This is a genomic window from Streptomyces sp. WMMB 714 (genome assembly GCF_900090125.1).
Classification (GTDB): Bacteria; Actinomycetota; Actinomycetes; order Streptomycetales; family Streptomycetaceae; genus Streptomyces; species Streptomyces daqingensis.
Genome location: NZ_FMHJ01000011.1, coordinates 41,740 through 56,695, shown reverse-complemented (window position 1 = coordinate 56,695; position 14,956 = coordinate 41,740). Strand labels below are relative to the sequence as shown.

Sequence of the window (14,956 nt, the reverse complement as noted above, 5' to 3'; positions counted from 1 at the left end):
ACTCGTGGTCGTGGGCCTCCTTCCGGTGGCCTTCCTGGTGACCTGGGACGATCCGGTGCGGGAGGCCACGTCCTCGGCCCGCCGCGACGGCCCTGGACGGGCCGGTTCGCCTCCCGGCGCCCCCCGTCCCGAGGTGGTGCCCCGCAGCGGCTGGAACGCGGACGAGGGGATGGTGCGCGAGCGCGCCTCGGCGCTGCACGGCGTCCGCAGCGTCTTCATCCACCACACGAACCAGCCGAACGGCTACGACTGCTCCGACGTGCCGCGCCTGCTGCGGACACTGGAGAAGGACCACATACAGCGCGGCTGGGACGACCTGGGCTACAACTTCATCGTCGACCGCTGCGGCAAGATCTACGAAGGCCGCGCAGGGGGGCTGGCCCGCTCCGTCGAGGGCGCGCACACCAAGGGGTTCAACGCCCACACCATCGGAATCGCGGCGGTCGGCACGTTCCACGAGGGGCAGGCGGTGCCCGAGCCGATGCTCGACTCGATAGCCGCGGTCGCCGCCTGGAAGCTCGAGCGGGGCTCGGACCCGACGGGACGCACGACCCTCACCTCGTCGAGCGACGCGAGCCGCTTCGACAAGGGCGAGAAGGCGAGACTCGACGTCATATCCGGCCACGTGGACGCCTACACCACCGACTGCCCGGGGCCCGCCCTGTACGGCAAGCTGGGCGAGATCCGGAAGAAGACGCAGAAACTGCGCGAGCGGGCCGGCGACCGGCAGCCCCGGCCCTCGAAGACCGAGGCGCACGGCGCCGGCCGGAGCGGGGGCCGGGACCGGTGAGGCCTCCTGTCAGCGCTCCAGGAACTCCAGCAGGTCGTTGTTGAACGTGTCGTGGTGGCTGCCGTACAGGCCGTGCGGCCAGCCCGGGTAGACCTTGAGGGTCGGGTCCTTGACGAGCTCGGCGGTCTTGGGGGAGGCGGCCTGGAAGGGGACGATCTGGTCGTCGTCGCCGTGCGCGATGAGGAAGGGGACGTCGATCCTCGTGAGGTCGTCCGTGAAGTCCGTCTCGGAGAAGGCCTTCACGCAGTCGTACGCCGCCTTCAGGCCCACCGTCATGCTCATCAGCCAGAAGGCGTCACGCGTGCCCTCGGAGACGTCCGAACCGGACCGGTCGGCGCCGTAGAAGGGCCCGGTGAGGTCCTGGAAGAACTGCGAGCGGTCCCTGCGCACGCCCTCGCGGATCTCGTCGAAGACGTCGATGGGCAGGCCCTCGGGGTTGCGGTCCGTCTTGAGCATCAGCGGCGGTACGGCGCTGAGCAGCACGGCCTGCGAGACCCGTGCCGTTCCGTGCCGCCCCAGGTAGCGGGTCACCTCCCCGCCTCCCGTCGAGTGGCCGACGAGCGTGGCGTTGCTGAGGTTGAGGCTGTCGATCAGCTGGGAGAGGTCGTCGGCGTAGGTGTCCATGTCGTGGCCGCTCCACACGTCGGACGAGCGGCCGTGGCCGCGCCTGTCGTGCGCGATGACGCGGTAGCCGTGGGAGGCGGCGAAGAACATCTGCGGGTCCCAGACGTCCGCCGTCAGCGGCCAGCCGTGGCTGAAGACGACGGGGCGCCCCGATCCCCAGTCCTTGTAGTAGATCTCGCATCCGTCGCTGGTGGTGATGGTGCCCATGGCGGTCTCCTCTCGCCGGTCGGCGTCACTTCCACCGTGCCGCGAGGGCTCCGCCCCGCCACCGGGCACGTGGTCGCGCCGGAGCGGCCGGACGGCCCGGACCGTCCGGACCAGCGGCATGCGCCGCACCGGGGCCGCCCGGCCCAACCGCACCGGGAACCCCCCCGGTCACGGACGCGTGGGCAGCGCGGCGCGGGGAACCAGTCGACCGTTCAACTCACGGAGGAGCAGGAGAAGAGGGGTCATGAGCGACCGGCACACGGACCATGCGAACGGCGACGGCAGCGGGACGGACGACGTCGTGGAACTGATCCTCAGGGACCACCGCACCATGGAGGACCTCTTCCGCGACATGCGGAACGTGGAGGCCGACCGCGCCGCGGCCGCACGCCGTCTCGCGGACCTGCTGATCGCCCACGCGGAGGCCGAGGAGGCGGAGGTCTACCCCGCGCTGCGCCGCTACAGGAACGTCGACGACGAGGACGTGGAGCACAGCGTCGAGGAGCACACTGAGGGCCACGAGGCGCTGCTCGCGCTGCTGGAGGCGGGCGAGCCCGGCGGCGACGAGTGGGACGAGAAGCTGGAGGACCTCGTGCAGGCGGTCAACCACCATCTGGACGAGGAGGAGCGCTCCCTGATCAACGACGCGCGCGAGAACGTCGGCGCGGAGCGGCGGGCGGAGCTGGGGCGCGCGTTCGCGCGGGCCCGCAGGGACCTGCTGGCCACCGCGCCGGGGCGGCCGGAGAACGTCCGCCGCGTGGTGGCGGAGTCCTCGGGCTGAGGCAGTCGGCACGGCCCGCCCGTACACGGGCGGTCACGGGACGGTCGGCCCGGCATCCGGGACCGGCCGTCCCGGCTGCGCGCTGCGCGTCCCGTGCAGTCCGCTGAGGCAGTCCCCACGTCGCCTCCGGTGGACCCGTGTACTTCCATCGGGCGATACGCGCAATGGCCGGGCGGACGCGGGGAGTTCGCGCGCCCTCTCCCCGCGGACGGGCGGACGCCGGCACGGCAATGCGTTCGAACTCGGCTCCGCGGGCGGCGGACCGGGCCGGCGGCCCGTGCCGGAGGGTGCCGGGCTCCGAGCGGGAGCCGCCGCAACTCGGCCGCGCCCACAAGGAGTTGGGTACGTGCAGCCCCGCCGGAGTCCCGCTGGCGACAGGCCGCCCGGCCGACACGGGTACCGCGCAGAACAGGCACCTACGAGTGAAAGCCGGTGAAGTGACGGCCCGACGGCCGTGAGCGGAGCCGTACTTGTGTACCCGGAGGGAATTCCGCGAAACGCGCGGGCACCCGCCACGGCACCGCGTTCCTGGCGCCCGGCGCCACTAGATTGAGCACCTCGAAGAGACGGATTGCATGATTTGGACTGTGAATTCAGTACATATTGACTGAGAGGACGCGGGGGTCGCATGGAGCCTCGGGAGCTGTGGGAACGGCACACGGTGTTGGCGAGAGCCTTCTGCCAGAGCGACGAAGAGGTACGGGCAGCGCAGACCACGCTCGACGACGCGCAGACGAGCCGGGTCCGTTCACTCGCAGCGTTCGCGGTCGTCGTGGGGAACGACAAGGCAGTCGCCGAGATGCTCGGCCTGCACGAGCGTGAAGTGCGTATCGCCCGCCGCACGGTGGGCCGCGACGACGCCCGGACCCTCGCGGACGAACTGCTCATGCCGTCCCATCTCCAGCAGCCCCCCGGCGCCCCGGAAGACGCCGCGCGCACGCAGGAGACACCGCAGGTCCGTACCGGCCACGGCGTCCCCGGCCACACCGCCGCGCACGCACAGCCGCACCAGCCGGTCCCGGACGCGGTTCCCGCACACGACCCCGCGCAGCTGTACGGGCACGTCCCCGCCCAGCAGCAGGCGCAGGCCGCCGCACAGCACCAGCAGCACGCCCAGGCGCAGCAGTACCAGCAGGCGCAGCACCACCACGGAGTCCAGGACCAGTACCACCACGCCGTCCAGGAGCAGTACCAGCAGCCGCACGAGCACATGCAGATGTACGACCAGTCGCAGATGCCGGACCACCTCGGCTGGTCCCCCGTGCAGGACGCGGTGCTCGTCGACGGATGGCAGTCCGGCGTCGACCTGGAGATCCTCGCGCTCGAACTCGGCACCGACCTGCGCAGGTTGACGGCCCGCGCGCAGTATCTCTCCACGCAGGGACGGCTGTTCGTGCAGCCGGAGGAGACCAGCGGGCGGCAGGGCGGCAAGCACCGCAGGGAGTCGGCCCCGTACTACGCGAGCGCCCCCTCCTCCCAGATGAGCGCCCCGGGGGACATGCTGTTGCCCGACGGCCTGGTGCCGGACGGCCAGGGCGGCTACTGGGCGAACTGGAACGAGATGCTCCCCGCGCCGCAGGGCTGAGCGGCCGGCCGCGCGGTGGCCTCGTGCTCCGGTCCCGGGCCGTACGCACGCCCGCGGCGGGGGCACGTCCCGGCGTCCGCGAGCGTTGGTACCGTGTACGCCCCGACCGCCGCCCCTAGGACACGTCCTAGCGGTGAGCCCCTGATGAGGAGCCTGTGACGTGACCGCCCTCGCGCTGGGACCCAGTTGGCTCGATCCGGATTACCTGATCCAGACCTTCGGTCTGATCGGCATCCTCGTGATCGTCTTCGCGGAGTCCGGCCTGCTGATCGGCTTCTTCCTGCCCGGTGACTCGCTGCTGTTCACCGCCGGACTGCTGGTCGCCACCGACCAGTACCTGGACTACCCGCTGTGGCTGGTCTGCACCCTCGTGGTGATCTCCGCGATCATCGGCGACCAGGTCGGCTACATGTTCGGCCACAAGGTGGGGCCCGCCCTCTTCCGACGCCCCGACTCCCGCTTCTTCAAGCAGGAGAACGTGGAGAAGGCGCACGAGTTCTTCGAGAAGCACGGCCCCAAGTCGCTGGTGCTGGCGCGCTTCGTGCCGATCGTCAGGACGTTCACGCCGATCATCGCGGGCGTGAGCCGGATGCGGTACCGCTCCTTCCTGATCTTCAACGTCGTCGGCGGTGTGCTGTGGGGCGCCGGCGTCACCCTGCTCGGTGCGGGTCTGGGCCAGATCGCCTTCGTGCGGGACAACATCGAGGCGATGCTCGTGGGCATCGTCCTGCTGTCGGTGATGCCGATCGTCATCGAGTACGTCCGGGCCCGCAAGAGGAAGAAGGCCGAGGCGGCCGCGTCCGGGCCGGGCGCGCAGCACGCGGCACCCCCCGCGGCGGACCGGACGGTTCCGGCCGCGGGCGGCTCCGAGGAGTACGGCGACGGCCGCGGCCGGCACGCACGCCGCTGAGGCTTCGACAACAGCGACCGCGCCCCGCGCGTCCGGTTCTGCCGGACGGGCGGGGCGCTGGGCTGTACGGGGAGGAACGGACCGCTCGTGCGGTCGCTCCTCAGACCTTGCTCTCCTCCTTCTCGCCCCCGCTCCCCCCTGATCCGCCGGGGTCCGCAGGACCGTCCGTGCCCCGGTCGCCGCCCGGGCCGGCCGGCCGTCCGCGACCGGCGAGCCGCCGGAGGTACGGCCACGCCAGCAGCACGGCGATCACGGCGTACACGGTCACCGCGAAGGGGGTGTCGACCAGCCCGGCCACGCTTCCGTCGCTGATCTGCAGCGCCCGCCGGAGCTGCTGCTCGGCGGCCGGGCCGAGGATGACACCGATGATCGCGGGCAGCACCGGCAGCTCGAAGCGCCGCATCATCAGGCCGATCAGCCCGATGACCAGCAGGATCACCATGTCGATCGCCTCACCGCCGACGGCGTAGGCGCCGACGGCCGCGAAGAAGAGGATCCCCGCGTAGAGGTACGGGCGGGGGATGCGCAGCAGCTTCGCCCACACCGGCGCCAGCGGCAGGTTGAGGACGAGCAGCAGCACCATCCCGACGAAGAGCGAGGCGATGAGCCCCCACACCAGGTCCGGCTCGCGCTCGAAGAGCAGCGGCCCGGGCTGGATGCCGTACTGCTGGAAGGCGGCCAGCATGACCGCCGCCACCGCCGTGGTGGGCAGCCCCAGCGTCAGCAGGGAGACGAGCGTTCCCGCCGCGGAGGCCGAGGACGCCGACTCCGGGCCTGCGACGCCTTCGATGGCGCCCTTCCCGAACTCGTTCTTGTGCTTGGAGAGCCGCTTCTCCGTGACGTACGACAGGAAGGTCGGGATCTCCGCGCCGCCGGCCGGGATCGCCCCGAAGGGGAAGCCGATGGCGGGGCCGCGCAGCCACGGCTTCCACGTGCGGCGCAGGTCGCCGCGGTCCAGCCACGGACGTCCCACCGGCATCGACTCGCCCGAGGTGTGGCGCAGCCGCGCCGCGACCCACAGGGCCTCGCCGATGGCGAAGAGCCCGACGGCCACGATGACGACGTCGATGCCGTCCGAGAGCTGCAGGCTGCCGAAGGTGAGCCGCTGCTGGCCCGTCATCTGGTCCAGGCCGACGAGGCCGAGGGTGAGGCCGATGAGCAGCGCCGCGAACCCGCGGATACGCGAGCTGCCCAGGACCGAGGTGACGGCGATGAAGGCCAGCACCATGATCGCGAAGTAGTCCGGTGCGCCGATGTCGACGGCGAGCGAGGCGACCGTCGGTGCGAGCGCGACGAGCAGGATCGTGCCGATCATGCCGCCCGCGAAGTGGCCGATGGCCGCGGCCGCGAGCGCCTGCGAGCCCCGTCCGGACTTGGCCATCGGGTTGCCCTCGATGGCGGTGACCACGGCAGCGCTCTCACCTGGGGTGTTGAGCAGGATCGAGGTCGTGGATCCGCCGAACATCCCGCCGTAGTAGATGCCCGCGAACATGATGAACGCGCCGATCGGGTCGAGCCCGTACGTCACCGGGAGCAGCAGTGCGACGGCCATGGCGGGGCCGATGCCGGGCAGCACGCCGATCGCGGTGCCGAGCAGGACACCGACGGCCGCCCACAGCAGGTTGAGCGGGGTCAGGGCCGTGCCGAACCCGTCGAGCAGAGAGGAGAGGGATTCCATCTGTCAGAGCACCCCCATCAGCGGGCCGCCGGGCAGTGGAACGCCCAGCAGGGTGTTGAAGGCCGCGAAGGTGGCCAGGGACAGGACGGCCGCGATGAGGGGGTCGCGCGTCAGGTTGCGGCTGCCGAGGGCGTACGCCGAGCCCCAGAACAGCAGCGCACCCGTGATCGGGAAGCCGAGCGGGTCGATGAGGGCCGCCGCGGCCAGGAATATCCCCGCGAGCAGGGCGACGGTCCGCCAGTCGCCGGGCTCGTCCAGGTCGACGTCCTCGCCGGCCTCGGCCTCGCCGCGGCCCCCGCGCAGCACGTCGACGGCGAGGACGACGGCCACCACCAGCAGCGCGATGCCGACGGCCAGGGGAACGGTGCGCGGGCCGACCGGTCCGCGCTGGTTCGCGACGGTCTCCATGGTCAGCGTGTCGGTGAGCACGAGCACGCCGACGGCCAGCAGCAGGAGGCTGACGCCGAGTTCGGAGCGGCCCCGCAGGCGGTCCCGCCAGCCGCCCTGCGCGGGGCGGGAGTCCGGGGCTTCCGGGGTGCCGGGGCCGTCGTGCGCGGCGGCGGACGCCTCCGCGCCGCCGGGGGGCGTGGGTGTCGAGGACGGTGTCGTCATCCCTCACCCACCTCCTTCAGGACGGACTGGACGCGCTTGTCCTGGGCCTCCAGGAAGCGGCCGTACTTCTCGCCCGTCAGATAGGCGTCGTCCCAGCCGTTCCGCTTGAGCGACTTCTTCCACTGCGCGGAGCCGTGCAGCGCGTCGAAGAAGCGGACGAGCTTGGTCCGTTCGGCATCCGAGAGACCGGGCGGCGCCATGATGCCGCGCCAGTTGGTGAACTCCACGTTGAGGCCCGCCTCCTTGAGGGTCGGGGCGTCGAAGCCCTCGATGCGCTTCTTGCCGGTGACGGCGAGCAGCCGCAGCTCACCGGACTCGATCTGGTCCCGGTACTCGCTGATGCCGGAGACGCCGAACGCGACCTTGCCGCCGAGCACCGAGGCGAGCAGTTCGCCTCCGCCGTCGAAGGGCACGTAGTTGACGGACTTCGCGGAGATCCCCGCGTCCCTGGCCATGAGCATCGGCGCGAGATGGTCCGGCCCGCCGGCGGAGGAGCCGCCTCCGACGGGCAGCTTGCCGGGCTTCTTCTTCCAGTCGGCGAGGAGCTGCTCGAAGGACTTGTACTTCGAGTCCTTGGAGACGACGACGATGTTCGGCTCCTCGACGGTCCGGGCTATGGGAGTCGCGTCGGCGAGCGTCGAGGGGGAGTCGTTGGTGCGTACGGCCCCGACCACGCCGAGGCCCATCGACATCGCCAGCTTGCCGTTGCCGCGCTCGTTGACGAGCCTGCTGAGGCCGACCGTCCCGCCCGCGCCGGGCAGGTTGTACACCTCGACGTTGTGGTTGAGCCCGGCGTCCTCGGCGTCCTTGGCGGCCGTACGCGCGGTGATGTCGTAGCCGCCTCCCGGGGTGTTGGGCACCATGAACTGCAGCCCGGGGATGTTCGTCCCCGTCTCGGCACCGCTGCCCGTGGTGATCAGCGGGGGGCCGATCAGCACGAGCAGCGCCGCCCCGACGAGGGACATGAGGGTGCGCTTGCGCACGCGGGGCACCGCCTTCCGTGTGTGAGGTCCTGGAGGGGACGGCCCACATGCTGCACGCGGTGCGCGGTTCTTTCGCCCCCTGTGCGCGAAAGAACTTAATGATCCTTGTGTTCGTTGTGTTCACAGCCGCCGCCCCGGGCCGTCCGGCGCCCGCCCCGCGCCCGGCCCGGCCCCTCGCGCACCTCGCAGAACGCCTGTGCGGAGCGGGCTCTACGCTTCCGCCATGCTTCGTCTGCGAGTGATCACTCCCGCCTCCGGCACGGAGGACGTCGTCTCCCTCCTGCGCACGACCGTCGGCACCGCCCACCTCGTCGTACTCGCAGGTGCTGCCCGCGACCCCGAGGGGGATCTGGTGATGTGCGACGTCGCCCGTGAGGCAGCGGACGGGCTGATCGCCGGCCTCAAGAGGCAGGGCCTGGACTCCACCGGCGCGATAACCGTCGACGACATCTCCCTGTCCCTGTCCGCGCGGGCCGAGCAGGCGGAGGTGGACGCCCCGGGGGAAGGCGTCGACGCCGTGCTGTGGGAGTCGCTGACGGACGCGACGCACGAGGAGTCCCGGCTGTCGGTGACGTATCTCGCCTTCCTGATCCTCGCCACGATGCTCGCCGCGTGCGGTGTGGTGCTGGACAGCGCGATCCTGATCGTCGGCGCCATGGCCGTCGGCCCGGAGTTCGGTCCGCTGGCCGGCGTGTGCACCGCACTGGTCAGGCGCGCTCCACGGCTGCTGTGGCGTCCGCTGACGGCGCTGGCGGTCGGCTTCCCCGTGGCGATGCTCGTGACCGGCGCCTTCACCCTGCTCATGGACGCCGCCGGGCTCTTCTCCGAGTGGCGGTACGAACGGCCGCACCCCGTAAGCGACTTCGTGTGGCACCCCGACCTGATGTCGTTCGTGGTCGCCGTGCTGGCGGGCGTCGCCGGGATCCTCTCGCTGACCTCCGCCAAGTCGGGTGCGCTGGTGGGCGTCGCCATCTCGGTGACGACCGTGCCGGCGGCGGCGAACGCCGCCCTCGCCCTCAGCTACGGGAAGGTCCCCGAGGCGGTCCACTCCATGGAGCAGCTCGCCCTCAACCTGGCCGGGATCCTGCTCGCCGGAACGCTGACCCTGCTCGCGCAGAAGGCCTTCTGGGCGTGGCAGCGCAGCCGCGTCTGCGAGCAGCAGCCGTCCTGACCTGAGCCCCCGGCGCGCGGCCCTGCGTACGGAAGCGGTCCCGCGCCGTCGCCGGGCACCGAAGCGCCCCGCCACCGCACGGGGCGGTGACGGGGCGCGTGATCCGCGAGGACGCGGGGACGGGCGGGGTCAGTCCTTGTGGGGGACCGCGTCCGCCTTGTCGTCGGAGTCCTCGGAGTCCTCGGAGCCCGGACCGTAGTCGCCGTGGCCGGGACCGGCGTCCGGCGGAAGGCTGTCGCCCTCGCTCGGGCCGATGCGGATCTCGAAGTCGCCGCCGTACTTCTCGTGACCGGCGATGACCGCCGTCTCGACGGCCTCGTCGCCGCGCTCGCCGACGATGATGACCCGGTCACGCCGCAGGTCGCGGGTGAGCGCGATACACATGCCGACCATCACGATCGTGAACGGCACCGCCACCAGGATGGTGAGGTTCTTCAGACCGTTGAGCGCGGTGGCTCCGCCACCGCCGACCAGCAGCATGATCGCCGCGACGGCACCGGTGAGGACACCCCAGACGATGACGACGTTCCGGCTGGGCTCCAACGTGCCCTTCTGCGAGAGCGTCCCCATGACGATGGACGCGGCGTCGGCACCGGAGACGAAGAAGATGCCGACGAGGATCATCACCAGAAGGCTGGTGACGCTCGCGATCGGGTACTCCCGCAGCACCGCGAAGAGCTGGCCCTCCGCCGTCGACTCGTCCGTGATCTTCGCTCCGCCGCGCTCGAGGCTGATGGCGGTGCCGCCGAAGATCGCGAACCAGACGAGGCTCACGACGCTCGGAACCAGGATGACGCCGCCGACGAACTGGCGGATGGTGCGGCCCCGGCTGATGCGGGCGATGAACATGCCCACGAAGGGCGTCCAGGAGATCCACCACGCCCAGTAGAAGACCGTCCAGCCGGCCAGCCAGTCCGCGACGCCCTTGCCCGCCGTGTCGTCCGTACGGGCCGCCATCTGCGGCAACTCACCGATGAACGAGCCGATCGACGTCGGCAGCAGGTTCAGCATCAGGATCGTCGGGCCGACGATGAGGACGAAGAAGGCCAGCAGGCCCGCCAGCACCATGTTGATGTTGGACAGCCACTGGATGCCCTTCTCGATGCCCGAGACGGCGGACGCCACGAACGCCAGCGTGAGCACGGCGATGATCGTCACCAGGATCGGGGTGCCGACGCTGGAGGACCAGTCGACCTCCTTGACGCCGCTGCCGATCTGCAGCGCGCCCAGGCCCAGCGATGCGGCCGACCCGAAGAGCGTCGCGAAGATCGCCAGGATGTCGATCACGCGTCCGAACGCGCCGTTGGCGTTCCTCTCCCCGATGAGCGGGGTGAAGACGGCACTGATCGTCTGCCGCCGGCCGCGGCGGAAGCAACTGTAGGCGATGGCGAGGCCGACGACCGCGTAGATGGCCCACGGGTACAGCGTCCAGTGGAAGAGCGTCGTGGCCATCGCGGTTTCCATGCGCTCGGGCGCCGGCGCTCCCGCGCCTCCCGTCCCGGGCGGCGGTGTCGCGAAGTGCGTGAGCGGCTCGTTCACGCCGTAGAACATCAGGCCGATGCCCATGCCCGCGCTGAACATCATCGCGACCCATGAGATCGTCCGGAACTCCGGCTGCTCACCCTCCTTACCAAGGGTGATCTTCCCGTAGCGGCTGAAGGCCAGCCAGAGCGAGAAGACCACGAATCCCGATGCGGCGAGCACGAATGCCCAACCACCGTTGTGCATCGTGCTGTTGAGCATCGTCGTCGAGACACTCTCGAGCGAGTCTGTGGCGACGGCCCCCCACACGATGAAAGCGAGCGTCAGCAGAGCTGTGACGCCGAACACCACTCTGTCGGTCTGGGGCACCGATGGCACCTTCAGACGGACAGGGGGGCCGGTCGGCGGCTCCTCTGTCGCGTTCCGTTCCACCCGTTTATCCGGCACGCTGTGGACCTTTCAGTTCTCGGATTTTGCTCGAATCTGGAGCAGCTACCCGACTATCTGATCAGCATGCCGTTAGGGCAAGTGTTTGTCGTCAGCGACGTACCACGAGGGACGCCAGCAGCTCCTCGGTCGCGGCGGTCACGCGGTCCACGGCCAGCTCGAAAGCCTCCGTGTTGTGCGCGGCCGGCTGCCGGAAACCTGACACCTTGCGGACGTACTGCAGTGCTGCCGCGCGGGTGTCCTCCGGGGTCACGGTCTCCGTGTACGGGGGGCGCAAGGTCTTGATGCTTCTGCACATGCCTCCGACGCTACGCCCGGACGGGCACGCCCGGGAGGTCCGGGCAGGCCCCGGCGGTCCCGGCGGCACCGGTGCGGCCCGGTACGGCGCGCTCCGGTGGGGGCACCGCCGGGCGGTTCAGTGCACATCCGCGCCCAGCGGCTGGATCTGCCCCTCCACCATGGCCGCCAGCCCGCTGATCGCACTGAGGGAGGGCTGGTCCGCGATCTGCACGGGCATCCCCGTACCGGTGCGCAGCCGCTCGTCGAGCCCCGGCAGCAGGGCGCTGCCGCCCGCCAGCACCATGCCGCGGTCCGCGAGGTCCGCGACGAGGTCGGGCGGGCAGTTGTGCAGGACGGAGCGGATGGCGTCGGAGAGCCCGGTCAGCGGAGCCTGTATGGCCGCCCGCACGTCGTCGGGGTTGACGCACACCGTCCGTGCCATGCCGGTGGCCACGTCCCGGCCCCACACCTCGGTCGCCGCCGTCGGATCGCCCCCGCCGGTGAGGGCCAGGTGCAGCGGGCGCACGGCCTGACTCGGCAGGATCAGCTCGTGGTGGTTGCGCAGGTGCTGGATGACCGCGTGGTGGATGGTGTCCCCGCCGAGCGGGACGGTCGTGGCGGAGACGATCGCCCCCAGCGACAGCACGGCGATCTGCGTGGTCGTGGCACCGCAGACCAGGATCATCGTGGCCTCGGGCTGCTCCACGGGCAGCCCGCAGCCCACTCCGGCCGCCGTGGGCGTGTCCACCAGCTCGACCTGCTTGGCGCCGACCCCCGTCATCGTCTCGACCGCGGCGCTGCGCGCGAGCGGGTCCGCGTCGTGCGGGATGGTCACGGCCGCGCGCTGCATCGCGCCCCGGCGGCGCCACGCCCGGCGGACCGTCGTGCCGACGAGGGCGCGCAGCATCCGCTGGGCCATCTCGATGTCGATGACGGTGCCGTTGCAGACGGGCCGTACGACGCGGATGTGGCCGGGCGTCCGTCCGTCCATGCGTTCGGCCGCGGCGCCCACGGCGATCAGGGCGCCCGAGAAGGTGTTCACGGCGACGACCGACGGTTCGTCCACGACCAGGCCGGTCTGCTTGATGTGGACACGGGTGCGGGCGGAGCCGAGGTCGACGGCGACCGAGCAGCGGCGCAGTTGATCAAGGGGGTTGGTCACGGTGAATCCCATCCTTGCCGGTGCGTGGGAGAGGCCGGACCGCGCGCGCGTCGACCCTTCCTCAGCGTGCACGCGGCCCTCCCGCGCCGCCCGCTGGGCTGGCCCGGCCGGGTGACGTGCCCGGCCGGACCCGGTGGAGCCCCCGGCGGTGCTCAGGAAGCGGGAGCCGCGGGCGCCGGTACGGACGGGGACTGGCTGAACTGCGTCCGGTACAGCTGCTCGTAGCGTCCGCCGAGGGCCAGCAGCTCGTCGTGGGTCCCGCGTTCCACGATGCGGCCGCTCTCCAGCACGAGGATGAGATCGGCGGCCCGTACGGTCGACAGCCGGTGCGCGATCACGATGGATGTGCGGCCGGCGAGGGCTTCGCCCAGCGCCTCCTGCACGGCGGCCTCCGAGGTGGAGTCCAGATGGGCGGTGGCCTCGTCCAGGATCACGATCCGCGGCCTGGCCAGCAGCAGCCGGGCGATGGTCAGCCGCTGGCGTTCGCCGCCGGACAGGCGGTAGCCGCGTTCGCCGACGACCGTGTCCAGGCCGTCGGGCAGCGAGGCGACCAGATCCCGCAGACGGGCACGGCGCAGGGCCTCCCACACCTCCTCCTCGGCGGCGTCGGGACGCGGCAGCAGCAGGTTGGCCCGGATGGTCTCGTGGAAGAGGTGGCCGTCCTGCGTGACGACGCCCAGGGTGCGGCGCAGCGAAGCGGCGCTCAGGTCGCGCACGTCGGTGCCGCCGACGCGCACGGTCCCGCTGTCGGTGTCGTAGAGCCGCGGGGCCAGGGCGGCGACGGTCGACTTGCCCGCGCCGGAGGACCCCACGAGCGCGACCATACGGCCGGGTTCGGCGCGGAAGGAGATGTCGTGCAGGACCTCCTCGCCGCCGCGGGTGTCCAGCGTGGCGACGTCCTCCAGCGAGGCCAGCGACACCTTCTCGGCCGCCGGATAGGAGAAGTGGACGCCGTCGAACTCGACGGAGACCGGGCCGTCCGCCACGGAGACGGCGTCCGGCTTCTCCTCGATGAGCGGCTTCAGGTCCAGGACCTCGAAGACCCGCTGGAAGCTGACCAGGGCGCTCATCACCTCCACGCGGGCTCCCGCGAGGGAGGTCAACGGCGCGTACAGGCGCGTGAGCAGCAGGGCGAGGGAGACCACGGCGCCCGCGTCGAGGCTGCCGCGCAGGGCGTAGTAGCCGCCGAGGCCGTAGACGAGGGCCAGGGCGAGGGACGAGACGAGGGTCAGCGAAGTGATGAAGACGTGCTGCACCATGGCGGTGCGTACGCCGATGTCCCGCACCCGGCCCGCGCGCCGGGCGAACTCGGCCGACTCCTCCCGCGGACGTCCGAACAGCTTGACGAGCGTGGCGCCCGGCGCGGAGAAGCGCTCCGTCATCTGGTTGCCCATGGCGGCGTTGTGGTCGGCCCGTTCACGCTCCAGCCGGGCCAGCCGCGCGCCCATCCTCCGGGCCGGCACCACGAACAGCGGCAGCAGTACGAGGGCGAGCAGCGTGATCTGCCACGACAGGCGCATCATCACCGCGAGCGTCGCCAGCAGCGTCACGAGCTGGCTGACCACTTGGGAGAGCGTGTTGCTGAACGCGCGCTGCGCGCCGATGACGTCGTTGTTGAGACGGCTGACGAGGGCGCCGGTGCGGGTGCGGGTGAAGAACGCGACGGGGAGCCGCTGCACGTGGTCGTAGACGGCGGTGCGCAGGTCGTAGATGAGGCCCTCGCCGATGCCCGCCGAGAGCCGCCGGGTGAGGAGCCCCACGGCTGCCTCCGCCACGGCGATGCCCGCGATCACGCCCGCGAGTACGGCGACGGTGCGCGCGGGGGCGCCGTCCTCGATCGCGTTGACGACCCGGCCGGCGAGCAGCGGGGTGGCCACCGTCAGCAGCGCCAGGACGCTGCTGAAGACGAGGAAGGCGAGCAGCGTGCGCCGGTGGCCCCGGGCGAAGTGGGCGATGCGGAGCAGGACCGCGCGTGAGACGGGGCGTCTCTCCTGCTGTGCGAAGCGCGAGGAGTAGAGGGCGTCCCACGCTGTCGACTCCATGCTCATGGACTCTCCTGAAGGCCGGTACCGCGACGACGGTGTACCGGGCGACCGTAGAAGTTGAAGTTCGATTCAAGTCAAGGAGACCGCTCTGGCGTCGCTCCGTACGGGCGGAGGACGGGCTCACATCCCGGGGCGGGGGGAGGGGGGAGCCGGAACGACGGGACTCCGGGTGAGGGCCGGACAGCAGTCCGCAACCCGCT

At 71.4% G+C, this 14,956-nt stretch carries 13 protein-coding genes; 5 read left to right on the top strand and 8 right to left on the bottom strand.

Annotated elements, in window-relative coordinates; all coding sequences use genetic code 11:
• The first annotated feature begins 10 nt into the window (after window positions 1-10).
• Window positions 11-790 carry a peptidoglycan recognition protein family protein gene (locus H181DRAFT_RS19965; protein ID WP_254666913.1) on the top strand — a complete coding sequence of 260 codons (780 nt, stop codon included), beginning with the start codon at window positions 11-13 and terminating at the stop codon, window positions 788-790.
• A gap of 9 nt (window positions 791-799) precedes the next feature.
• Here the strand turns inward: H181DRAFT_RS19965 and H181DRAFT_RS19960 are convergent, their stop codons facing one another.
• Window positions 800-1,621: an alpha/beta fold hydrolase gene (locus tag H181DRAFT_RS19960; RefSeq protein WP_045865935.1), complete on the bottom strand. Its 822-nt coding sequence runs from the start codon at window positions 1,619-1,621 to the stop codon at window positions 800-802.
• 244 nt (window positions 1,622-1,865) lie between these two features.
• On the opposite strand from H181DRAFT_RS19960, the gene H181DRAFT_RS19955 reads away from it, so the two are divergent.
• The 3 genes from H181DRAFT_RS19955 to H181DRAFT_RS19940 all read left to right on the top strand — a co-directional run bounded on the left by H181DRAFT_RS19955 (window position 1,866) and on the right by H181DRAFT_RS19940 (window position 4,897).
• On the top strand, window positions 1,866-2,402 hold the full coding sequence (locus H181DRAFT_RS19955) for a hemerythrin domain-containing protein (protein WP_045865934.1): 537 nt from the start codon (window positions 1,866-1,868) through the stop codon (window positions 2,400-2,402).
• 628 nt (window positions 2,403-3,030) lie between these two features.
• The gene (locus H181DRAFT_RS29220; RefSeq protein ID WP_139131732.1) at window positions 3,031-3,987 is read left to right on the top strand and encodes a hypothetical protein; all 957 of its coding nucleotides are present in this window, start codon (window positions 3,031-3,033) and stop codon (window positions 3,985-3,987) included.
• Window positions 3,988-4,147: 160 nt separating this feature from the next.
• Entirely contained in the window at window positions 4,148-4,897 is a 750-nt protein-coding gene (locus H181DRAFT_RS19940) for a DedA family protein (protein WP_045865931.1), read from the top strand.
• A 100-nt stretch (window positions 4,898-4,997) separates the two neighbouring features.
• Here the strand turns inward: H181DRAFT_RS19940 and H181DRAFT_RS19935 are convergent, their stop codons facing one another.
• From H181DRAFT_RS19935 to H181DRAFT_RS19925, 3 genes are read right to left on the bottom strand one after another with little or no spacing between them, the layout of a single operon-like run.
• Window positions 4,998-6,575, bottom strand: a complete 1,578-nt coding sequence (locus H181DRAFT_RS19935) for a tripartite tricarboxylate transporter permease (protein ID WP_074467949.1) — start codon at window positions 6,573-6,575, stop codon at window positions 4,998-5,000.
• 3 nt (window positions 6,576-6,578) lie between these two features.
• On the bottom strand, window positions 6,579-7,187 hold the full coding sequence (locus H181DRAFT_RS19930) for a tripartite tricarboxylate transporter TctB family protein (RefSeq protein WP_045865930.1): 609 nt from the start codon (window positions 7,185-7,187) through the stop codon (window positions 6,579-6,581).
• A complete protein-coding gene (locus H181DRAFT_RS19925) occupies window positions 7,184-8,170 on the bottom strand; it encodes a Bug family tripartite tricarboxylate transporter substrate binding protein (RefSeq protein ID WP_045866069.1) in 987 nt (328 codons plus the stop codon). Before H181DRAFT_RS19925 ends, H181DRAFT_RS19930 begins: the two co-directional genes overlap by 4 nt.
• Window positions 8,171-8,393: 223 nt before the next feature.
• On the opposite strand from H181DRAFT_RS19925, the gene H181DRAFT_RS19920 reads away from it, so the two are divergent.
• Entirely contained in the window at window positions 8,394-9,341 is a 948-nt protein-coding gene (locus H181DRAFT_RS19920; RefSeq protein ID WP_045865929.1) for a DUF389 domain-containing protein, read from the top strand.
• 129 nt (window positions 9,342-9,470) lie between these two features.
• Here the strand turns inward: H181DRAFT_RS19920 and H181DRAFT_RS19915 are convergent, their stop codons facing one another.
• The 4 genes from H181DRAFT_RS19915 to H181DRAFT_RS19900 form a co-directional block, all read right to left on the bottom strand.
• On the bottom strand, window positions 9,471-11,192 hold the full coding sequence (locus tag H181DRAFT_RS19915) for a BCCT family transporter (protein ID WP_368073276.1): 1,722 nt from the start codon (window positions 11,190-11,192) through the stop codon (window positions 9,471-9,473).
• A gap of 169 nt (window positions 11,193-11,361) precedes the next feature.
• Window positions 11,362-11,568, bottom strand: coding sequence for a DUF2277 domain-containing protein (locus H181DRAFT_RS19910; RefSeq protein ID WP_045865928.1), 207 nt, complete (start codon window positions 11,566-11,568; stop codon window positions 11,362-11,364).
• Between the two features lie 117 nt (window positions 11,569-11,685).
• Window positions 11,686-12,711, bottom strand: coding sequence for a rod shape-determining protein (locus tag H181DRAFT_RS19905; RefSeq protein ID WP_045865927.1), 1,026 nt, complete (start codon window positions 12,709-12,711; stop codon window positions 11,686-11,688).
• A gap of 152 nt (window positions 12,712-12,863) precedes the next feature.
• Window positions 12,864-14,759, bottom strand: coding sequence for an ABC transporter ATP-binding protein (locus H181DRAFT_RS19900; protein WP_045865926.1), 1,896 nt, complete (start codon window positions 14,757-14,759; stop codon window positions 12,864-12,866).
• Window positions 14,760-14,956: the final 197 nt, after the last annotated feature.

Coding starts and splice junctions, on each gene's coding strand:
- H181DRAFT_RS19955 (WP_045865934.1), top strand. CDS start 1,866: ATGAGCGACCGGCACACGGACCATGCGAACGGCGACGGCAGCGGGACG.
- H181DRAFT_RS19960 (WP_045865935.1), bottom strand. CDS start 1,621: ATGGGCACCATCACCACCAGCGACGGATGCGAGATCTACTACAAGGAC.
- H181DRAFT_RS19920 (WP_045865929.1), top strand. CDS start 8,394: ATGCTTCGTCTGCGAGTGATCACTCCCGCCTCCGGCACGGAGGACGTC.
- H181DRAFT_RS19930 (WP_045865930.1), bottom strand. CDS start 7,187: ATGACGACACCGTCCTCGACACCCACGCCCCCCGGCGGCGCGGAGGCG.
- H181DRAFT_RS19935 (WP_074467949.1), bottom strand. CDS start 6,575: ATGGAATCCCTCTCCTCTCTGCTCGACGGGTTCGGCACGGCCCTGACC.
- H181DRAFT_RS29220 (WP_139131732.1), top strand. CDS start 3,031: ATGGAGCCTCGGGAGCTGTGGGAACGGCACACGGTGTTGGCGAGAGCC.
- H181DRAFT_RS19910 (WP_045865928.1), bottom strand. CDS start 11,568: ATGTGCAGAAGCATCAAGACCTTGCGCCCCCCGTACACGGAGACCGTG.
- H181DRAFT_RS19900 (WP_045865926.1), bottom strand. CDS start 14,759: ATGAGCATGGAGTCGACAGCGTGGGACGCCCTCTACTCCTCGCGCTTC.